21 protein-coding genes are annotated in these 19100 nt (G+C 65.2%); 9 read left to right on the plus strand and 12 right to left on the minus strand.

Translation table 11 applies throughout. From position 1 onward, the window contains the following. Nucleotides 1-27 precede the first annotated feature (27 nt). From DK926_RS08295 to DK926_RS08310, 3 genes are all read right to left on the minus strand, one after another. Nucleotides 28-1566 carry a glycosyltransferase 87 family protein gene (locus tag DK926_RS08295; RefSeq protein ID WP_207890779.1) on the minus strand — a complete coding sequence of 513 codons (1539 nt, stop codon included), beginning with the start codon at nucleotides 1564-1566 and terminating at the stop codon, nucleotides 28-30. Nucleotides 1567-1648: 82 nt separating this feature from the next. After that, nucleotides 1649-4165 carry a transglycosylase domain-containing protein gene (locus DK926_RS08300; protein ID WP_243636711.1) on the minus strand — a complete coding sequence of 839 codons (2517 nt, stop codon included), beginning with the start codon at nucleotides 4163-4165 and terminating at the stop codon, nucleotides 1649-1651. Nucleotides 4166-4396: 231 nt separating this feature from the next. After that, nucleotides 4397-4858 carry a DUF5318 domain-containing protein gene (locus DK926_RS08310; RefSeq protein ID WP_114330027.1) on the minus strand — a complete coding sequence of 154 codons (462 nt, stop codon included), beginning with the start codon at nucleotides 4856-4858 and terminating at the stop codon, nucleotides 4397-4399. Nucleotides 4859-4915: 57 nt separating this feature from the next. On the opposite strand from DK926_RS08310, the gene DK926_RS08315 reads away from it, so the two are divergent. The 4 genes from DK926_RS08315 (at nucleotide 4916) to DK926_RS08330 (ending at nucleotide 8362) form a co-directional block, all read left to right on the plus strand. After that, nucleotides 4916-5734: a DUF1707 domain-containing protein gene (locus tag DK926_RS08315; protein WP_243636712.1), complete on the plus strand. Its 819-nt coding sequence runs from the start codon at nucleotides 4916-4918 to the stop codon at nucleotides 5732-5734. A 7-nt stretch (nucleotides 5735-5741) separates the two neighbouring features. Then, complete coding sequence (locus DK926_RS08320) at nucleotides 5742-6590, plus strand: DUF1707 domain-containing protein (protein WP_243636713.1); 849 nt, start codon at nucleotides 5742-5744, stop codon at nucleotides 6588-6590. Between the two features lie 124 nt (nucleotides 6591-6714). Further along, a complete protein-coding gene (locus DK926_RS08325) occupies nucleotides 6715-7293 on the plus strand; it encodes a PadR family transcriptional regulator (RefSeq protein WP_114330111.1) in 579 nt (192 codons plus the stop codon). Continuing rightward, complete coding sequence (locus tag DK926_RS08330; protein ID WP_068430677.1) at nucleotides 7286-8362, plus strand: inositol-3-phosphate synthase; 1077 nt, start codon at nucleotides 7286-7288, stop codon at nucleotides 8360-8362. The genes DK926_RS08325 and DK926_RS08330 overlap by 8 nt, the downstream gene beginning before the upstream one ends. A 51-nt stretch (nucleotides 8363-8413) precedes the next feature. Here the strand turns inward: DK926_RS08330 and DK926_RS08335 are convergent, their stop codons facing one another. The 3 genes from DK926_RS08335 to DK926_RS08345 are packed head-to-tail and all read right to left on the minus strand — an operon-like array spanning nucleotide 8414 to nucleotide 11234. Further along, nucleotides 8414-9466: a PDR/VanB family oxidoreductase gene (locus tag DK926_RS08335; RefSeq protein ID WP_114330028.1), complete on the minus strand. Its 1053-nt coding sequence runs from the start codon at nucleotides 9464-9466 to the stop codon at nucleotides 8414-8416. Next, nucleotides 9463-10341, minus strand: a complete 879-nt coding sequence (locus tag DK926_RS08340; RefSeq protein WP_114330029.1) for a metal-dependent hydrolase — start codon at nucleotides 10339-10341, stop codon at nucleotides 9463-9465. The genes DK926_RS08335 and DK926_RS08340 overlap by 4 nt, the downstream gene beginning before the upstream one ends. Beyond that, on the minus strand, nucleotides 10338-11234 hold the full coding sequence (locus DK926_RS08345; RefSeq protein WP_114330030.1) for an alpha/beta fold hydrolase: 897 nt from the start codon (nucleotides 11232-11234) through the stop codon (nucleotides 10338-10340). Before DK926_RS08345 ends, DK926_RS08340 begins: the two co-directional genes overlap by 4 nt. A 134-nt stretch (nucleotides 11235-11368) precedes the next feature. On the opposite strand from DK926_RS08345, the gene DK926_RS08350 reads away from it, so the two are divergent. Then, a complete protein-coding gene (locus tag DK926_RS08350; RefSeq protein WP_114330031.1) occupies nucleotides 11369-12040 on the plus strand; it encodes a TetR/AcrR family transcriptional regulator in 672 nt (223 codons plus the stop codon). Nucleotides 12041-12054: 14 nt separating this feature from the next. Here the strand turns inward: DK926_RS08350 and DK926_RS08355 are convergent, their stop codons facing one another. Beyond that, a complete protein-coding gene (locus tag DK926_RS08355) occupies nucleotides 12055-12747 on the minus strand; it encodes a CPBP family intramembrane glutamic endopeptidase (protein WP_114330032.1) in 693 nt (230 codons plus the stop codon). A 63-nt stretch (nucleotides 12748-12810) separates the two neighbouring features. Here DK926_RS08355 and DK926_RS08360 point away from each other — a divergent pair, with 63 nt between their 5' ends. Next, a complete protein-coding gene (locus DK926_RS08360) occupies nucleotides 12811-13401 on the plus strand; it encodes a TetR/AcrR family transcriptional regulator (protein WP_243636714.1) in 591 nt (196 codons plus the stop codon). 21 nt (nucleotides 13402-13422) lie between these two features. Here DK926_RS08360 and DK926_RS26630 read toward each other — a convergent pair whose 3' ends face one another. Genes DK926_RS26630 through DK926_RS08375 form a run of 4 tightly spaced genes read right to left on the minus strand, consistent with a single transcriptional unit; the run spans nucleotide 13423 to nucleotide 16764 of the window. Then, nucleotides 13423-13599 carry a hypothetical protein gene (locus DK926_RS26630; protein ID WP_165839539.1) on the minus strand — a complete coding sequence of 59 codons (177 nt, stop codon included), beginning with the start codon at nucleotides 13597-13599 and terminating at the stop codon, nucleotides 13423-13425. Beyond that, nucleotides 13596-14417: a carbohydrate ABC transporter permease gene (locus DK926_RS08365; RefSeq protein WP_068430655.1), complete on the minus strand. Its 822-nt coding sequence runs from the start codon at nucleotides 14415-14417 to the stop codon at nucleotides 13596-13598. Before DK926_RS08365 ends, DK926_RS26630 begins: the two co-directional genes overlap by 4 nt. After that, the gene (locus DK926_RS08370; protein WP_207890775.1) at nucleotides 14414-15463 is read right to left on the minus strand and encodes a sugar ABC transporter permease; all 1050 of its coding nucleotides are present in this window, start codon (nucleotides 15461-15463) and stop codon (nucleotides 14414-14416) included. Before DK926_RS08370 ends, DK926_RS08365 begins: the two co-directional genes overlap by 4 nt. Before the next feature lie 29 nt (nucleotides 15464-15492). Further along, the gene (locus DK926_RS08375) at nucleotides 15493-16764 is read right to left on the minus strand and encodes an ABC transporter substrate-binding protein (RefSeq protein WP_114330033.1); all 1272 of its coding nucleotides are present in this window, start codon (nucleotides 16762-16764) and stop codon (nucleotides 15493-15495) included. Nucleotides 16765-16948: 184 nt separating this feature from the next. Between DK926_RS08375 and DK926_RS08380 the strand changes: the two genes are divergently transcribed. Continuing rightward, nucleotides 16949-17767: a DUF2786 domain-containing protein gene (locus tag DK926_RS08380; RefSeq protein WP_068430991.1), complete on the plus strand. Its 819-nt coding sequence runs from the start codon at nucleotides 16949-16951 to the stop codon at nucleotides 17765-17767. Here DK926_RS08380 and DK926_RS08385 read toward each other — a convergent pair. Then, nucleotides 17740-18057: a hypothetical protein gene (locus DK926_RS08385; RefSeq protein ID WP_114330034.1), complete on the minus strand. Its 318-nt coding sequence runs from the start codon at nucleotides 18055-18057 to the stop codon at nucleotides 17740-17742. The two genes, DK926_RS08380 and DK926_RS08385, sit on opposite strands and share 28 nt — an antisense overlap. 148 nt (nucleotides 18058-18205) lie before the next feature. Between DK926_RS08385 and DK926_RS08390 the strand changes: the two genes are divergently transcribed. Beyond that, nucleotides 18206-18532, plus strand: a complete 327-nt coding sequence (locus tag DK926_RS08390) for a TfoX/Sxy family protein (RefSeq protein ID WP_068430646.1) — start codon at nucleotides 18206-18208, stop codon at nucleotides 18530-18532. A gap of 18 nt (nucleotides 18533-18550) precedes the next feature. Then, complete coding sequence (locus DK926_RS08395; RefSeq protein WP_279387068.1) at nucleotides 18551-19063, plus strand: TIGR04338 family metallohydrolase; 513 nt, start codon at nucleotides 18551-18553, stop codon at nucleotides 19061-19063. Nucleotides 19064-19100: the final 37 nt, after the last annotated feature.

Raw genomic sequence — 19100 nt, forward strand, 5'->3', positions numbered from 1 at the left:
AAGTTTACGCGCACGCCTGTCCGTTCGTCAGGACGTGGGTACCGGCTCGTGTCGACGGCCGGTGACCCGCGTTCTGCCTGCGACATCGGGTGCACCGTCGAGCACTCCACCCACGGGATCGTCGACGCCGCCGCGCCGCACGAGATCCTCGGAGGGCCGATAGATCTGGCGTATCACCAACGCGCACAACAGCACTACAGCGAGATCACGCACGACGACGGTCGCGGTGAACCACTGCTCGGGTATTCCCTTGTTCTCGATACCGAGGTAGTAGTACATCCGCGGAAACCACACGAGAGCATCGATCGTCATCCACGCCAACAGAATTCGACGATGGGGCAGTGCCAACACCGCGAGCGGCACGAGCCACAGCGAGTACTGCGGACTCCACACCTTGTTGGTGAGCAGGAACCCGGCGACGACGAGAAACGTCAACTGCGCCAGCCGAGGCCGGGTCGGCGCGTTCATCGCGATGTAGGCGACGCCGACGCACACCGCGACGAACAGCAGCAGTGTCACCGCGTTCAGCACCATGGGCTTGTCGCCGGGGTAGAGGGTTCCGTCGAATCCGGTCCATCCCGTGAACGACGAGATGACGTTGTAGAGGGAATCGGGATCCGCGCCGCGCGCCGAGTTGAGCCGGAAGAACTCGTACCAGCCGTGCGGATACAGCAGTGCTACAGGGAGATTGACGACGAGCCACGCCGCCAGCGTCGAGCATGCGGCGATGCACCATTCGCGCATCTTGCCTGCGCGCCAACACAGTACGAGGAGCGGTCCGAGCAGGAACAGGGGATAGAGCTTGGTCGCGCCGCCGAGTCCGAGCAGAACACCGGCCAGCACCGGACGTTTCCTGCTCCACGCGAGAATGCTGCACGCGGCGAAAGCCGTTGCGAGAGCGTCGAAGTTGGTGAATGCATGCACGATCACCAACGGTGATCCCGCGACCAGCGCGGCATCCCAGATTCGGCGTCCGGCAGAAAGAGCCGTCGCCCACACCGTGATCAACCATGCCAGTACGAGACCGACGACGACGACGTTGAAGTAGACGACCACCTGTAGCGCCTGCGGCAGGAACGGCATCGCGGTCCAGGCTTTCGCGACCACCATCGAGCCGTACTGGTACAGGCCGGACAGAACCGGATACTCCATGTATCGGATCTGGGTGGTCCCGTCGGAATTCGCTTCCTCCCAGGACTTCTTGTACGGGAAGGCGCCCTCGTCGAGGCGTTCGGCGCCGTACAGAGGCACCGTGTCGGAGTAGCACATCGCGACGTACTGACGGCTTCCGCTCCAGTCGAGGCCGAGGGCACCCTCCGGTCCGTTGGGTGCCTGCTGAATGCACCCGGCTTTCGCGAACCAGCCGAGGCTGAGGAACACCACGGCCAGAAGGAGCAGAACCCGCAGTGGCGTCATGAATCGCTGACGCCCGATCACGGCATGCTTACCGGCCGGGCCGCCGATGACCGCAGCCAATTCTGCGGTCATCGGATCGGTCACGGCGGGCTGATCCCGCGCGCGGTCGGACGAGCGATCGGGAGCGAGCGGACCTGGGCTCGCCAGCATGCGGTCTCGATGAGTCGTTCCGCGGGCTGCACTCCGGCCGCTTGCGGGCCGGGAGGATCCGTCGTCGCTCACTCCGTGAAGGCTACCGGGCCGGCTCGGGCTCGATCTCTTCCGGCGTCGCAGGCGACTGGGGGGTCGCCGGGGATTGCGTCGTCGGCGCGGGAGCGAGTCCCGGGAGCGGGATCGTCACGCCGGGAAGGATCTCGACCTGTCGAGGAGTGATGACGACAGGCGGGGAGATCTCCGTCGGAATCGGAAGCGTGACCGCTGGCGGAACGGTCGTCGGCGCCACCGACGGCGCGGGAGCGGCAGGAGCCGTGTACTGCGGCACGCCTGCCTGACCGGCGATGGGCTCCGGCGTCGGGAAGGTCTCGTTGGAGGTGCCTTCCAACGCACCGTCCATCGTGTCCTTCCAGATGTCCGACGGGATGCCCGAACCGTAGATCGAGCCACCGTAGCTGTTCTGCAACGGCAGGCCCTGCTCGGTGCCGACCCAGACTGCCGTGGACAGCGACGGCGTGTAGCCGACCATCCAGGCATCCTTGTTCTCCCCGGTGTCGCCGAGCTGCGCGGTACCGGTCTTGGCCGCCGACTGACGTCCACCGGCCAGGTTGTGGCCGTTGGAGTATCCGGCGATCGGACGCATCGCGGCGGTCACGTTGTCGGCGACGGCCGAGGACACGACCTGCTCACCCGGCTCGGCGCCGCGATCGAGCAGCACGGTTCCGTCGGCGGTGACGACGCGCTGCACGAAGTGCGGATCGTGGTGGACACCGGATGCGGCCAGCGTCGCGTAGGCCGAGGCCATGTCGATGACGCGCGACTGGTACTGCCCGAGAACGATGCCGTTGTTGGGACCTGCACCGTTCGGCTCGGTCAGCGTCGGGCCGATGCCGGGAAGCTCTTCTGCCACGCCGAGCTTGTGGGCCATGTCGGCGATGGACTGCGGACCGTCGTCCATGGACAGCTGCATCCGGTAGAAGCTCGTGTTGAGCGAGCGTTTGAGCGCTTCCGCGATGGTGCAGGTGCCGCAGGATTCGCCTTCGACGTTGCCGATCGAGATGCCGTTGACGGTCAGCGGGGAGCTGTCGTACATCTGCGACAGCGGGATGCCTTGGTCGAGGGCTGCGGCGAGGCCGAACACCTTGAACGACGAACCCGTCTGCAACCCGGACTGCGCGAAGTCGAATCCTCGTCCGTCCGCGCCGCCGTAGTACGACTTCACGGCGCCGGTTCTCGGATCGATGGACACCGACGCGGTACGCAACTCGGACGGCTCGCCTTCGAGGTTCGAGTTCACCGCATCGATCGCCGCCTGCTGCGCGACGGGGTCGATCGTCGTCGTGATCTGCAGACCCTCGGTGTTGAGGTCCTGTTCGCTGACGCCCGCGGCCGACAGTTCACGCAGAACCTGCGACTTGATCAGGCCGTTGGGGCCGCTGTCGGTGTCGGAGTTGTCGGCCTGCGTGCTGGGCACCCACTGGGGGTACTGCATCGCGGAGCGTTGCGCCTGGTCGAGGTTGCCCTGCGACACCATGCCGTCGAGCACGTAGTCCCAGCGGGATTGCGCACCTTCCGGGTTGAACTCCGGATCGAGTCCCGACGGCTGCTGAATGGTGGCCGCGAGCACGGCACCTTCCTCGATCGACAGCTGATCGACCGGTTTGCCGAAGTACGCCGTCGACGCCGCAGCGATGCCGTACGCACCGCGGCCGAAGTAGATGGTGTTGAGGTACGCGGCCAGAATGTCGTCCTTGGACCACTGGCGAGCCATCTTCGACGAGATGACGAGCTCACGCATCTTTCGAGTCAGCGTGCGCTCGGAACCGACGAGGGCGTTCTTGACGTACTGCTGGGTGATGGTCGAGCCGCCACCTGCGCTGTCGCGGCCGAGAACGTTGTCGCGCAACGCGCGACCGAAACCGGTGACCGAGAAGCCGGGGTTCGAGTAGAAGTCCCTGTCCTCGGCCGACAGCACGGCGTTACGGACGTGCAGCGGGATCTGGTCGATCGTCACGTCGGTGCGGTTGCCCTCCGGCGGGACGACGCGACCGAGTTCGGTGACGCCGTCCGACGCGAGGATGGTCGCAACCTGGTTGGTCTTGATGTCACCGGGACGCGGGACGTCCTCGACGGTGTACGCGACCATGAACGCCAGGATCGGGACGATGAGCCCCAACGCGATCAGGACGTACAGAGTTCGGCGGACGGTACGCCAGCGGGACTTCTTCTTCGTTTTCGCGGCAGTACCTCTCTCGGGCGGCTCGGGCGGTTCACTGCCCGAAGAGCGTGGGGATGTGTCGTCCGGCGGCCCAGCCGGCGGAATGCCACCTGCGACGCGGGACGTGGGTGGGCCCTCGGGGCCGCGACCGGACACAGGGGGACGACCGGGCGGAGGGCCGACGGGACGTCGTCCGGGCGGAGGGCCTTGTGGACGCGCGCCCTGAGGGGGCGGACCGGGCCGCGAACCCTGCGGCGGGCCTTGCGGCGCGCGGCCGGGAGGTGGCAGCAACGGCCTACCCTGCGCGTCACGCTGCGGCGGCGGTCCGACGGGACCCTGACCGGGAGGGCGCTGGCCCGCGGGCCGCTGAGGAGGCATCGGACGGCCACCGGGAGGCGGCGTCGACGAGCGAGGACCAACGGGAGGGGGACCGGACGGTGGGGGGCCCGAAGGACGTCGGCCGGGGCCTTGATCAGCGGGTCGCCTGGGATCGCGATCTCCAGGCCGACCACCCGACTGGTTGTCGTAGGGGTTGCTCACGTACAGGTCTCCAGTAGTTGCGGCAGGCACATCCGTATGCCGACCGGATCGATCATCGCAGCGATTGTGTCATTCGCTCGCGGTGCGACGGTTCGGTTGGCGGGATCCGGACCGCGACCGGCGCGGCCTCTTGGGGGCTGGAACTGCACCCATCACGTACGACTGAACCAGGTGGTTCCAGCTGCAGGATCGGCAGACCTCGACGACGTGCACCGAGAACTCCTCCTGAGTCGCCGCGAGTCGGACCAGTTCGTCTGCCGTGCGTGCCGACCCCGACAGGGGACCGAGCTTCTCTCCGAACACCCACGACACGTGCGTGAGCTGTTCCTTCCGGCAGATGGGGCAGACCACGTCGCTTCCGCGCCCGTGGAACTTGGCTGCTCGCAGAAGGTAGGGGTCGGCGTCGCACACAGCGCTGACGCCGATCCTGCCGGAATAGACCTCGGCGAGCAGCGACCGTCGCTGAAGGGCGTAGTCCACCACCTGTCGCTGAAGTCGCACGCTGACCAGAGTACGTGCGGCCGAGGACATGCGGATCGGCCACCGTCGAAGCTGTCCGATCGGGGCCGCGGAAACTATGCTCCACCTGTGCCGACACGACTGCCCCCTTCGACACGGGCTCGCGACGTCGATCGGACCGACGCCGCCGCGACACTCGACGAGGCCCACGCCGACGGGCAGCTGTCCGATGCAGAACACGCGGCGCGCATCGACCTCGCGCTCGAGGCGGAGACTCTCGCCGATCTGCACGCGCTGATCGAGGATTTGCAGGGCACGACCCGATTGACGCCGATGTCGGCACCGATCGAGCCCGCCCACCCGGTCCGAACCGCGCGTGCGTCGCGTACGGGTTGCCTCGCCGTCGCGGTGCCCGCGGTCGCGGCTGTCGTCGCGCTGGTGTTCGGAATCCGGTCGTGTGCTGCCGACGGCGATCCGGTGTCGACGTACGGAGACATGGGCTACCAGAACCCGGTTGTCGTGGCGGACATCGCACGCGCCCTGGCGGAGAAGACCGGCACGACCGTCGTCGACAGTCTCGGTCTGTATCCCGGGTATGCGATCGTCCGCATGCCGGCTCCCGGCCTGCCGCAGAAGCAGGTGTCCTACGACTTCCGCGACGGCGAACTCGACGACTTCGACGACACCTGGTCGAGCGCACGCGAGGCGAACCAAGGCCAGATCGACCTCACGACGCTCGATCTGCCCAGGATCGCCGGTGTCGTGGCCGGCGCGGCGGACAGTCTGAACCTGTCGAGGATCGACAGCCTGAACATTCAGATCCGCGGTACGTCGGACGGACCACAGGTCTTGATCAACGCGGACAACACGGACGAGGAGCGAGGAATGATGTACGTCGATCCGTCGGGCAACTTCCTGTACGTCGATCCGTTCCGATTCGGAGAGTAGGACGACCGTGGCTCTGTCACCGAAGAACCGCGCCCCCGCACTTCGAGCGCGCGACATCGACCGTGGGCTCATCGCGAGCGCACTGGATCAGGCTTACGCCGACGGGCAGTTGAGCGTCGACGAACATCATTCGCGCACCGCCGCGGCGCGGGCAGCGGTCACCCTGGGTGAACTGCACGCACTCGTTTCCGATCTTCAGCTCGACGTCGACCTCCCGGAGCCGACGCCGCCGCGGTCGAGACGGGGACCCGTCCTGCTCCTGGCGTCGGGTGCGGTCGTCGTCCTGGCCGTGGCCGCAGCGGTCATCCTGACGAGCGCGGACGACGAACCTGCTGCCGCGGAACCGACGCAGACCCAGGCGCCGGAGGTGTCGATGCCACTGCCTGGGTCGGTGACGCCGATCGTCGCCGCGCCGTTCGTGTTCGACACCGCCGAAGGCCTCGACGACTTCCGCGCGCGATACCTCGAACGATTCGGCAATTCCGAGGTCGTCGAGCTCAGGCTGGAAGTCGACGAGGACAACCGGGCCGATATCTACCGACTGAACGCCGAGGGACGCGTCGAACGCGTCATGGTCCACGGCGGGTTCGAAGTTCAGCCCGACACGTCGTTGCGAGCCGAAGGTCAGCAGACCTTCGACTGGGCACTGCTCGACTCGTCCGTCGTCGCCGGGGTGATCGCGGGAGCACCGGCCACCGTCGGCGACACGAGGGGCAATGCCGACTGGGCGCAGATCGACAACGACGGTGGTCTGCAACGCATTTCGGTCTCGGTCGAGGCTCCGGACTCCATGGGCGGACGCGTCGAGACCGACTTCTCGGGCAATCCGACGTACGTCTCACGCGTCGACAACTAGTTTTTAATGTCTTTACAAGATAACTTGTCGCTATGTATGTACATATATCGACGCGATACATTTTGTGTATATGCTCGGAAATCGCATCAGGTTGTGCGGTACCGGCGTCGGGGAGGAGATGAGCATGCTCGAGCTTGCGATTCTCGGTTTGCTCCTCGAAGCTCCGATGCACGGATACGAGCTGCGTAAGCGTCTGACGGGTCTCCTCGGAGCCTTTCGGGCGTTTTCGTACGGCTCGCTCTACCCGGCTCTGCGTCGTCTGCAAGCAGACGGGCTCATCGCCGAAGACGCTGGACCCGACGCGCTCGTCAAGCGTCGTGCCCGACGCGTCTACGAGCTGACGCCACTCGGCAAGAAGCGTTTTGCCGAGTTGGTCGCGGACACGGGACCGCAGAATTACACAGACGACGGTTTCGGCGTTCACCTCGCCTTCTTCAGTCGCACGCCGGCAGAAGCACGGATGCGCATTCTCGAAGGCAGGCGTCGCCAGGTCGAGGAGCGTCGAGAAGGATTGCGGGAGGCCATCTCCCGAGCCAACGGCACGCTCGATCGCTACACCCGCCAGCTGCACCAGCTCGGCCTGGAGTCCAGTGAACGTGAAGTTCGCTGGCTCAACGAGGTGATCGCAGCCGAACAGGCGGGACCGTCGAACCCATCGAACCCGAAGAGCGTTTCGAAAGAAGGAGAGCCCGACCATGGGTGAGAACAGCATTCGCGTAGCAATTGTGGGTGTGGGCAACTGCGCCGCCTCCCTGGTTCAGGGTGTGGAGTACTACAAGGACGCGGACGAGAACGTCACCGTTCCCGGCCTCATGCACGTCAAGTTCGGCAAGTACCACGTCCGCGACGTCGAGTTCGTCGCCGCGTTCGACGTGGACGCCAAGAAGGTCGGCTTCGACCTGTCGGACGCGATCTTCTCGAGCGAGAACAACACCATCAAGATCGCCGACGTGGCGCCGAAGGACGTGCAGGTTCTGCGCGGACCGACGCTCGACGGACTGGGCAAGTACTACCGCGAGACCATCACCGAGGCCGACGGCGACGCCGTCGACGTGGCACAGGCACTGCGCGACGCGAAGGTCGACGTGCTCGTGTCCTACCTTCCCGTCGGATCGGAGGAGGCCGACAAGTTCTACGCGCAGGCCGCCATCGATGCAGGCGTGGCGTTCGTCAACGCACTGCCCGTCTTCATCGCCAGCGATCCCGTCTGGGCCCAGAAGTTCGTCGACGCAGGCGTTCCCATCGTCGGCGACGACATCAAGAGCCAGGTCGGTGCCACCATCACGCACCGCGTCATGGCAAAACTGTTCGAGGACCGCGGAGTTCAGCTCGACCGGACCATGCAGCTCAACGTCGGTGGCAACATGGACTTCCTCAACATGCTCGAGCGCAGCCGCCTCGAGTCGAAGAAGATCTCCAAGACTCAGGCCGTCACGTCGAACCTGCAGCGCGAGTTCAACACCAAGGACGTCCACATCGGACCGTCGGACCACGTCGGTTGGCTCGACGACCGCAAGTGGGCGTACGTGCGCCTCGAAGGCCGCGCCTTCGGTGACGTGCCGCTGAACCTCGAGTACAAGCTCGAGGTCTGGGACTCGCCCAACTCCGCAGGCGTCATCATCGACGCGGTGCGTGCGGCGAAGATCGCCCTCGACCGCGGCATCGGCGGACCGGTCATCCCGGCATCGGCGTACCTGATGAAGAGCCCGCCGAAGCAGCTCGCCGACGACGTCGCGCGTCAGCAGCTCGAGGCGTTCATCATCGACGCATAGGCGACTTCGGCGCATGTGAGTGGGAATGTATAGAGGGCTATACATTCCCACTCACATGTGCAGTGTCACTTCTTCCCCCTCGGTCCGCTCGGTGCAGATCAGCATGCCGTCGGGCCTGCCCTCGACCGGCACGCGACAGGTGCCGCAGAATCCCTGGCGGCACGAATAGGCGACGTCGGGCCGAAAAGGCTTGACCGCGTCCAGCATCGACTTGTCGGCGGGCACGGTGATCCGCTCACCGGTGCGATTCAGTACCACGGTGAACGGTACGCCGTTCACGATCGGCGGCGCCGAGAAGCGCTCGAAGTGGAACTCCGATTCCGGGTGAACACCGCGGTGCAGGCTGTCGATCATCGGCATCGGACCGCACGCATAGATCGCGGACGCCTGCGTCGAACCTTCGAGAAGTGTCTGCGCAGAGGGGATTCCGTCCACGTCGTCGGTTCGGATCGACACACGGTCGCCGAAGCTGCGCACGTCGTCGAGGAACGGCAGCGAGTCCTCGCTACGACCGGTGTAGACCATCGAGAAGTCGACGCCGAGCCGCTGGGCCAGCCGTGCCATCGGCAGGATCGGCGTGATCCCGATGCCGCCCGCGACGAAGTGCAGATGGTCGGCGTCGGAGCCGTGCCCGGGTATCGCGAACGCGAACGCATTGCGCGGGCCTCGAATCGTCAGTCGCGTGCCGACGCTCACCTCGTCGTGCATCTCGATCGAACCGCCGTCGCCGTCGGGTATGCGGCGCACGGCAATTCGATAAGTCGTACTGTCCGCCGGGTCGCCACACAGCGAGTACTGCCGCAGTCGCCCGGACGGCAGTTCGACGTCGATGTGCGCACCCGCACGCCACGACGGCAGCTCACCTGCACCTGCCAACACGAAACCGACGACGTTCTCGTCGTGCGCCTCGACGGTTCGTCCGACCACGACGACGGACATGCGTCGATCGTTCTGCTCGCCCACGACATCCTTTCGATGCCAGAGCCGTACAGACTGCATGTGTGCGTTCATCAATCGTTCCAACACGCGGAGCAACGGATCCCGCTCCCGACGTCCGTACAGGTCGCCCGGGATGGCGTCGGGAACGGGTAGCGCGACGTTCATCGGTGTGCCGCCCGAGCAGCGGGCGACTTCGCGAGGTAGGCGACGGCTTGCGCCGTGCTTCCTTCGTTCTCCGGTGTGTACGACGGTTTCAGATACCGCGCAACGCCTTTCGTCATCTGCATCAGCGACGGCAGCGCGCCGCGGCGCGTCGCGCCCAGCCAGCCGAGCCACAGCCTCACGTACCCGCGATTCTTCATACTCGCGTCCTGGGTGACGATGTAACGGGTGCCGCGCAGCAACAGCACCATGAAGGCGACGAACGCGATGACCATCGCGACGTTGCGCCGAAAGTACCCGACCCCGAAGTACATCGCGACGTCGTGTGCGACGTTGCGGTGCTCCACCTCCTCGGCCCCGTGCCACCGGTAGAGGTCGATCATCGTTGCGTCGCCGCCCAATTCGTCCCAGCGAGAGTTCAACGCATAGTCACCGAGGAATGCGGTCAGATGCTCGATGGCACCGATCAAGGCGATGCGTTCGACCAGTTGCTGCTTCTGCGCTGTGGGCGTCGCCGCAGGTCGGGGCCCGAGAACCTTGCGCATCAGGTATTCGGCGTGCGCCGCGAACGGCCTGGGGTCGACGCCGTGCGCGTCGAGAAAGTCGTACAGCACGACGTTGTGGGTCTCCGCGTGCATCGCCTCCTGGCCGATGAATCCGAGCACGTCCTCGCGGAGTTTCGCGTCGGCGATCAGAGGCAGGGCCTCGGTGTACGTTGCGCAGAACCATCGCTCACCCTCGGGCAGAAGCAGATTCAGGGCACTGACCGTGTGCGACGCGACGGGTTCCGACGGCATCCAGTGCAGCGGCGTGCTCGACCAGTCGAACGAGACATTGCGTGCCTGCAGCGAAATATCGCCGGGCTCATGGGCGTTCACTTCGAGTTCCTTTCGACGAACGAGGCGGTGGCGGTGGCGACCAGATCCGGGTCCTTCAGCGGCAGCCAGTGGCCGGCGCGCACATCGGTTCGGCTGACGTCGGCCACCCAGCGGTCGATTCCTGCGAACGACGCAGGCCGGACAGCGGGGTCGCGCGACGGGACGAGCAGTTGAACCGGAACGTGGGTGTAGCGCTCATCGGGACGCAGGATCTTGCGCGGAATGTTGGCGCGGTAGATGCGAAGACCGCGAATCATGTCCTGCTGCAGGGTATCCGCGAGATGAATGTGTCGTCCCGGAACCCGCTCGAACAGGCGTAGACCGAGTGCCCACGTCCAGCGACGGCCGAACACACGAAAGACCGCGCGCGGCAATGCTCCCGCCATGAAGAACAGCGTGTACGCACCCGATACGAGCTGAGTGAACAGCTGCCACAGACCTTTCGGAGTCGACGCCGCCTGCCGCATCCACTTGCCCAAGTGATCGAGACTCGGACCGGAGATCGACGTGAACGAGGCGACGCGCACCTCGGCACCCGGTTCGCAGATCGCCTCCCACACCTGGATCGACCCCCAATCGTGGGCGAGGACATGTACCGGCGTCGACCCGGCCACCGCGTCGACGACGGCCATGAAGTCGTCGGCCAGCTGCTCGAGCCGCATCTCGGCGACGGTTCCCGTTCCGGTGGACCGACCGTGGCCGCGCGTGTCGTACGAGACGAGACAGAATCGATCGGCGAGACGCGACGCGACCCCGTCCCACAGATGATGCGTGTCCGGCCAGCCGTGCACGAGGACGAGCGTCGGTCCGGTGGGGTTGCCGCTGACGAACACGGCCAGTTCGGCACCGTCGACGCGCACCGACGTGATCTGCCGTTCTCTCTCGATGATCATGCGTACTCCAGGTCGTTGTTACCGACGGTACGATAAACGTTACCGTCGGTACGGCTTACTCGACAATCCACCATCGGCGACGGCGGTGTCAAGGCTTCGCCACGACTACCTGCGGTAACACCTAGGATGGTGCGATGCCGACGTCACGAGACCCGGAAGCCCGCAGGACGCACATCCGCGAAGAGTTCGTCGATGCTGCCTTTCGCGTTCTCGACGACCAGGGCCCGAATCCGAGCATGAACGACATCGCCCGCGAGGCCGGCACGACGAAGCCACGGCTGTACCGCCAGTTCGCGGACAAGGCCGACCTCTACAGCGCCGTCGCACAGCGGATGGCCGACGAGGTCTACGAGCTCGCCGTGTCGGACTTCAACTTCCTTCTCGACGCCCCGTCGTCGGCGCTGAGACATGCGATCACCGGTTATGCACAGGTCGTGGCCAGGCATCCCAACGTGTTCCGCTTCCTCGCCCAATCACGTTCGGCACCAGAGGGTTCGGGCGCCGCACCGCCGCTCGACATCGGACGCGACATCAGCGATCGTTTCACAGGCGTGGCGACGTCGATCTTGAAGTCGGTCGACGTGGACACCGACGGCATCGACTACGCCTGCCGCGCCGCAGTCGGGGTTCTTCTCGCGGCGACCGACTTGTGGCTCGACGCACCCGACGCTCAGCCGGCCGAATTCGTCGACAACGTCACCGACCTCGTGTGGGGAGTGCTCGACGCGTACCTGCGGCGCAAGAAAGTCGATCTCGACGCCGACGAGCCCATCTTCGTCACCCTTGCCCGGTTGAAGGGGGAGTAGCCGTCGCGAACGGGTCATCCACCCATGACGGTCGGTATGAGCATGGGCAGGTTGATCAGCAGGTGCAGAAGCATTGCGGCCGGCAGATTGCGACGCACCAGGGCGATGGCGGCGATGGCGGCGGCGCCGGGAAGTTGATGCAGCAGCCATGACGGTCCGAAGAACACCAGGTGCGGTAGAACGAAGATTGCCAGGCTCGTGGCTGCCCCCAACCACCGTGCGGCCTGTCCACCCCCGAACAGCTCCCCGAGCCGTTCGGCGAGAAATCCTCGGTAGACGATCTCCTCGGTGACGGCGGCGGTGACGATCAATGCCAGAACGCCGACCACTCCGAGGGCGATGACGGTCTCGATGCCGTCGTTGTTTCGCTGTGGCGCAATCAGGCCTACCAGCCAGGCCCACGACATGACTGCGCCGAACGCGTACAAGACCCATTCGATGTCGCGTGAGGTCGGCCTACGAATGAGCAGCGATCCGAGACCACGGCGTTCGACAGCGACGACGACGACCAGCAGCAGCGCAGCGCCGAACCACTTCCATGGATCGCCCGCCGACGGTCCGCTCAATCCGAATCGCAGATCCAGCCCTGCTATCTCGATGTCCGGCGGACGACCGTAGATGCCGACGATCACGGTCGCCCCGAGGACCAGGCTGAGCAGCAGTCTTTTCCGCGACATGTCCAGCGCAGACGATTCCTCCGCTACCATGGACGATAGAGTACATACTCTAGAGCGAACACTCTAGTGATCATGATTCGGAGGATACGATCGGTGACCCCACGAGCGCGCTCAACCGATCGACGAGACGACATCGTGGCCGCCGCCTATCGCTGTATCGCCCAGGATGGATACGAACGGACGAGCACAGCGCAGATCTGCTCGGCTGCAGGCGTGTCCTCGGGTACGTTCTTCCACCACTTTCCGACCAAGATTTCTGTTCTCGTTGCCATACTTCAGCGGGACCTCGAGCGCATTCGACAGCTGTTGAACGACATCGCTCGGCACGCGACGCGCGACGCCGACGGTGCGCTGGCATTGTGGACGGAGTACGTGATTGCCGACGCGTCGGACAGCGACCTTCCCGGGTTCGTGGCGGCTCTCGCCACCGTCCCCGACCACCACGACGTGACCAGTGCGTTGAACGCCGAGACAGATCTCGTTCACGACACTCTTGTTCGGATCGTCTCCGAAGGGCAACGTCAGAAGACCATGCGCGTCGACCGGACGGCTGCGAGTAGTGCACTCTGGCTTCGCATTTTGTCGGACGGCGTGCTGCACCACGTCGTCGAGCACGGGCCGTCGACGGTCACCGAACATCGGCACGAATTGTTGGACGCTGCACGACGTCTGGTCCAGCCCTGACATCCGATCAGGGCAGCTAGCTCAGGCCCTGATCCGCCGCACGACGAACCAGAGTGCAGCCAGGAGGCCCACCAGCACCGCCGACGCCATCATGCTCGGCTCACCGCGCACGATGCCCGCGACCGCAGCGACGAACGCCATCAGCGCGAAGAACCCGAGGATGCCCGCCACGAGCTGCAGGTGGTCCTGAGCACTCACGACTTGACGCCGCCCGCGGTCAGACCGGAGATGATGCGGCGCTGGAAGATCAACACCATGACGACCAACGGAATGGCGACGATGGTTCCTGCGGCCATGATCGCCGCGTACGGCACGACGTGTGGGTCGTTGCCCGAGAACCGCGCGATCGCGACGGTGACGGGTTCGGTCTTGTCGCTCGACAGCTGGCTCGCCAGTAGGTACTCGTTGACCGCGGCGATGAAGGCCAGGATCGCGGTGGTGAACAGCGCGGGTGCGGCCATGGGCAACATCACCAGACGGAAGGCCTGGAAGCGTCCTGCACCGTCGATGCGCGCGGCTTCTTCGAGCTCCCACGGCAATTCGGCGAAGAACGCCGTCAGCGTGTAAATGGTCAGCGGCAGCACGAACGAGATGTTCGGGATGATCATCGCCTGGTAGCTCCCGATCCACCCGATATCGGTGAAGAACTGGAACAACGGCGTCACGAGGGCGACGACCGGGAACATCGACGCACCCAGCACGATGCCGACGACGATGTACTTGAAGCGGAAGTCGATGCGGGACAAAGCATATGCGGCGAAGATGCCGATGACGAGACCGACGAGCGTCGTCACACCACCGATGATCAGGCTGTTGACGACGGCGCGCAGGAAGTTGTTGCCGTTGCTCGTCGACAGTGCGTTGGAGAAGTTCTCCATCGTCACGTGCGTCGGCCAGGGCGTCGTGTCGAACGTGTAGCGCGGATCGCGCAGCGCGGTGACGACCATCCAGTAGAACGGCGCGAGACCCCAGACGAGGATGATCACGACACCGAGGTAGATGCGTGCTGTCTTCATCGGATCTCACCTTTACGCTGCTTCTCCTGCGTCGCAACCGCATTGGCGCCCAGGAATTTCACCAGGACGAACGCGACGATGAAGATCATGATGAACGAGATGGTCGACAGTGCCGCGGCGCTGTTGAATCCTTGGCGGATCTGTTCGACGACGAGGATCGAGATGGTGCGCGTCGCGGGATTGCCCTCGGTGAGAATCGCCGGAAGGTCGTACATGCGCAGCGCGTCCATCGTGCGGAACAGAATGGCAACCATCAGAGCGGGTTTCACGAGTGGCAACGTGATCCGGGTGAACCGCTGCCACGCCGACGCACCGTCGACGCGCGCAGCTTCGTAGACGTCGGCTGGAATCATCTGCAGCCCAGCGAGAATCAACAGCGCCATGAACGGCGTCGTCTTCCAGACGTCGGCGATGATGACCGCGAACCGCGCTGGCCACGCATCACCGGTCCACAGGATGTCGGTTCCGAGAATCTTGTTGGCGATTCCGTCGTACGCGAAGATGAAGTACCAGAGCTTCGCGGTGACGGCCGTCGGAATGGCCCACGGAATCAGGATGGCCGCACGCAGCAGAGCTCGTCCGGCAAACGTCTTGCCCATGATGACGGCCATCGCGAATCCGATGACGACCTCGATGGCCACCGTCACCACCGTGAAGAAGGCGGTGTTGCCGACGGCTCCCCAGAACTGGGAACCGAGAGTGCCGGGGGGACAGGGCACGAGCGTGCCCGACGCCGACGTGCACTGCTGCAGAATCCAGTGCGTGTAGTTGGAGAATCCAGCACTGCCGCCCTTGACGAACATTCCCGTCGCGGGATCGAGCCCCTGGTCTTTCTGGAAGGACATGATCACGGCTCGAATGACCGGGTAGGCGATGACGATCGCCAGAATCACCAGTGTCGGCGCGATCAGCAACCAGGCCCGGCCGGAGGTCAGTCCGAACCGGCGCTTCTTCTCGGTGCGTGCATGTCGACCGCGGCCGGGGGAATCCCCCCCGGCCGCGGTCGTCGGTGCAGCCCCACTGGTTTCACCAGTAGGCACAGCCATATGAATTCTCCTGCTGAAGAAAGAGGACGTCAGTTCGAGCTTGCCGACTCGATACCGGCCTGCATGTCCGCGATGGCCTGGTCCACGGTCTTCTCACCCTTGATAGCGGCGAAAGCGTTGTCCTGCACGGCCTTCGAGACGGCCGGGTAGAACGGGGTGACCGGGCGAGGAACAGCGTTCTCGATCGACTGCTTCAGAGCCGGGAGGTACGGCATCTCGGCGATCAGGGCCGGGTCGTCGTACAGCGAGCCGAGCACGGGAGGCAGTGCGCCTTCGGCGATGATGCGTTGAGCCTGCTCGCCCTGCAGGAAGCGCAGGAAGTCGGCAGCCGTGGCCTTGTGCTCCGAGTACGCGCTGATCGCGGCGTTGTAGCCGCCGAGCGTCGAGGTGCCGACACCGGTGACTCCGGGCAGCGGTGCGACCGCGTACTTGCCTGCGACTGCCGAGCCTTCCTTGGCGGCGGTGCCGTAGACGTACGGCCAGTTGCGCAGGTAGAGCGCCTTGCCGTCCTCGAACGCCTGCTGGCTCTCGGGCTCCTTGAACGTGGTGTCCTGAGCGGGGATGACATTGTTCTGGAACGCCGTCACCAGTGCCTGCAGACCGGCCTTGGCCTCCGGGCTGTCGACGGTCGGCGTCGTGCCGTCCTCGCCGACGAAGGATCCGCCGTGTGCGTTGATGATCTCCGACGCGTTGACCGTCAGACCCTCGTACGACGCGAACTGTCCTGCGTAGCAGTCGATGTTGTTCTCCACCGCGACAGTGCAGCTCGCGGTGAGCTCGTCCCACGTGGTGGGCGCGGCGGGAACGAGGTCGCTGCGGTAGAACAGCAGGCCGCCGTTGGTGTTCTTCGGTGCTGCGTACTGCGTGCCGTTGTAGGTGGCGCTCTCGACGGTGGCCGGGAGAACACCGGCGTTGTCGAGTGCGAACTCGCCTTCGAGCGGAACGAGCCAGCCCTTGGCTGCGAACTCGGCGGTCCAGATGACGTCGAGTGCCATGACGTCGTAGTCGGTCTGCTCTGCCTGCAGGTGCTGGACCAGGTCGTCGTGGGCCTGGTCGGCGTCGTTCGACTGTTCCTTGAACGTGACCTGCTCGTCGGGGTTGGCCGCGTTCCACTCGTCGATGATCTGGCGGACGACACCGGTCTCGGTGGTGTCCTTGCCCTCGACGTAGGTGATGGGGCCGCGACCGTCGGTGTTTTCCGACGCAGAATCGCTCGAGCCGCTGTCACTTGAACATGCGGTGATCGTCAGCAGGGCCGCAGCGGTCGCCGCCACCGCTACCTTCGTGATCGAAGACGCCATTTGTCTCTCCACTTGATTCGTACAACGTGGTGTGCGCGGGAGAAGTCACACGGAACACCGAATGTGCCGTCCCCCACGCACATGTCGATAGGCACTGTGGCACACAAATCACCCGAAAGGGGTGATTACGCCATCACTGAATCGGTCAACAATGCTGTCGGTGTCGCGGGGTACCGTCACGCGGGTGAGTTCCGAGAAGATGCTGACCCGCATCGGCGGGCTGCTGCGGCAGGCGGAGTCGACCGACAACCCGCACGAGGCCGAGGCTTTCATGGAGGCTGCGCAGCGGCTCGCGACGTCGGCTTCGATCGATCTCGCGGTCGCGCGGTCGCACAGCGCGTCCCGTGAGAAGCAGGCGACGCCGTCGCACCGCGTCATCACCATCGGTGAGCCCGGCAAACGCGGCCTGAAGACGTTCGTGCATCTCTTCGTGTCCATCGCGTTCGCCAACGACGTCAAGTGCGACGTGGCCAGGACGTCGACGCAGGTGTTCGCCTATGGCTACGACTCCGACATCGATACCTGCGAGGCTCTCTACTCGAGCCTGCTGATCCAGATGGTTCGCGCGTCGGACGCCTACATCAAATCGGGTGCCTACCGCAGCGAGACCGCGGTGCGGACGGTCGTCGAGACGGTCGGGCGACGACGATACAAGCGTCGGGAGACAGTGCCGGTCGCCGCGGTGACGGCCCGTCTCAACTTCCAGACGGCGTTCGCCGAACGCATCGGGAAGCGTTTGGAGGCGGTGAAGAAGGAGGCCGAGGCCACGGCCATCGCGGAGGAACGGGCCGACGCAGGTACCGCGCTCGCGCTGCGCAACAAGGAAGTCGAACTACAGGACTACTACTCGTCGACGTCGACTGCACGGGGCACGTGGAGGCGTCAGAGCGCCGGCGCCGGCTACTCCCGCGGCGCGCGTTCGGCGGGCGACCGAGCAGGCCGGGCGGCCCGGCTCGGCGGTGAGACCGAGATCGGTCACTCGACCAGGCAGCTCGGGCGCTGATGCGCGAGTAGTTCGAACGCCAGCTCCGACGGCTCGACCACCTTGTTCGTCCTGTTCTCGGCCGCATCGCCGATCGCACTCTCGACGACGCAACTCGTCGAGAAGCCGTGCTCGTCGAAGCCACCTTGCGCGACAGCATCCGCGCGAAGGCACTCGACGTGCCGGACATAGCCGAGGCCGCGCGGGCGGCGCGGGAACGGGGCGTCACCGTTCACCTGCTCGACGACGGTGGCCTCGGACTTTACGAAACCGACGTCGCCGACGAGATCCGCGGTGCCATCGTCGACCATTTACGCTGCGCCACATCGGGTTCCATCACGGTGCGCATATTGCCCGCCGGTCGGCCGACGCTCGCGGCCGTCGTCGTGCAGTCGGGCGATCACACGGAGCGCTACGAGTTTCCAGCGCCGACGGGCGAACAGGCGCACACTCTGTTCCATGGCCTACGACGCGGAGTTGGCAGATCGCATTCGTGACGCGCTGGCGGGGGAACCACCGGTGGTGGAGAAGAAGATGTTCGGCGGCCTCGAGTTCATGGTCCGCGGCAAGATCGCCGTCGGCGCGCATGCAGATGGCGAGATGCTCGTGAAGATCGACCCCGCCTGCAACGACGAACTGACGGCACGGCCAGGCGTACGGCGGGCCGTGATGGGCGGCCGCGACATGGGAGACAGTTGGATCATCGTGTCGGCCGACGCGTTGGAGGGCGACGGCGTGCGTTTCTGGGTCGGCGTCGCGCTGGAGTACAACGCGGCACACACCTAGGACATTAAGCTCGCGCCGGTGAAGACGAAGGATGCGCAGCGCTCCAAGGTGTACGACGCGGAGACCATGGTGCGTCTGATGTTCGACCGCGCCGACGAGCGCAACCTGCGCACCGTGCAGATTCACGGGTCGACCATCACGCTGCCGATCGAGCGGAAGTTCGCGTCGATCGAGTCGGTGCAGGCCTACGTCGACGCGGTCCTGCAGCTGAACTGGGTCCGCGAGCGCTGGCCGGATGCGGGAGGCGTCGTACATGTGCGAGAACGGTCGGGAGCGGGCGCGTCGCACTACGAACGGGACACGCAGACCATCGCGGTTCCCCTGCATCGCCGGAACGAGGCGTGGGCACTGCGGGAGCTCGTCGTGCTGCACGAACTGGCCCACCACTTCGAACCGCCCGATACCGAATTGCCCTCGCACGGAGGTGAATTCGTCGAGCGTTTCGTGACGCTCGTCGAGGAGATCATCGGGCAGGAAGCAGGCTTTCTGCTACGGGCGACGATGCTCGAGGCGGGTGTGCAAATTCGCTAGGGCGGCTGCGCCGCCCGTGCAGGCGCACAATGGCGGA

Source organism: Rhodococcus sp. Eu-32, assembly GCF_003336925.1.
Lineage (GTDB): Bacteria > Actinomycetota > Actinomycetes > Mycobacteriales > Mycobacteriaceae > Rhodococcoides > Rhodococcoides kyotonensis_B.

Excerpts from the sequence above, each read along its gene's own strand:
- DK926_RS08370 (WP_207890775.1), bottom strand. The coding sequence starts at position 15,463 with ATGGCTGTGCCTACTGGTGAAACCAGTGGGGCTGCACCGACGACCGCG.
- DK926_RS08355 (WP_114330032.1), bottom strand. The coding sequence starts at position 12,747 with ATGGTAGCGGAGGAATCGTCTGCGCTGGACATGTCGCGGAAAAGACTG.
- DK926_RS08325 (WP_114330111.1), top strand. The coding sequence starts at position 6,715 with ATGCTCGAGCTTGCGATTCTCGGTTTGCTCCTCGAAGCTCCGATGCAC.
- DK926_RS08335 (WP_114330028.1), bottom strand. The coding sequence starts at position 9,466 with ATGAACGTCGCGCTACCCGTTCCCGACGCCATCCCGGGCGACCTGTAC.
- DK926_RS08385 (WP_114330034.1), bottom strand. The coding sequence starts at position 18,057 with ATGGTCGACGATGGCACCGCGGATCTCGTCGGCGACGTCGGTTTCGTA.
- DK926_RS08295 (WP_207890779.1), bottom strand. The coding sequence starts at position 1,566 with ATGCTGGCGAGCCCAGGTCCGCTCGCTCCCGATCGCTCGTCCGACCGC.
- DK926_RS08330 (WP_068430677.1), top strand. The coding sequence starts at position 7,286 with ATGGGTGAGAACAGCATTCGCGTAGCAATTGTGGGTGTGGGCAACTGC.
- DK926_RS08390 (WP_068430646.1), top strand. The coding sequence starts at position 18,206 with ATGGCCTACGACGCGGAGTTGGCAGATCGCATTCGTGACGCGCTGGCG.
- DK926_RS08300 (WP_243636711.1), bottom strand. The coding sequence starts at position 4,165 with ATGCCTCCTCAGCGGCCCGCGGGCCAGCGCCCTCCCGGTCAGGGTCCC.
- DK926_RS08350 (WP_114330031.1), top strand. The coding sequence starts at position 11,369 with ATGCCGACGTCACGAGACCCGGAAGCCCGCAGGACGCACATCCGCGAA.
- DK926_RS08310 (WP_114330027.1), bottom strand. The coding sequence starts at position 4,858 with ATGTCCTCGGCCGCACGTACTCTGGTCAGCGTGCGACTTCAGCGACAG.
- DK926_RS08375 (WP_114330033.1), bottom strand. The coding sequence starts at position 16,764 with ATGGCGTCTTCGATCACGAAGGTAGCGGTGGCGGCGACCGCTGCGGCC.
- DK926_RS08365 (WP_068430655.1), bottom strand. The coding sequence starts at position 14,417 with ATGAAGACAGCACGCATCTACCTCGGTGTCGTGATCATCCTCGTCTGG.
- DK926_RS08345 (WP_114330030.1), bottom strand. The coding sequence starts at position 11,234 with ATGATCATCGAGAGAGAACGGCAGATCACGTCGGTGCGCGTCGACGGT.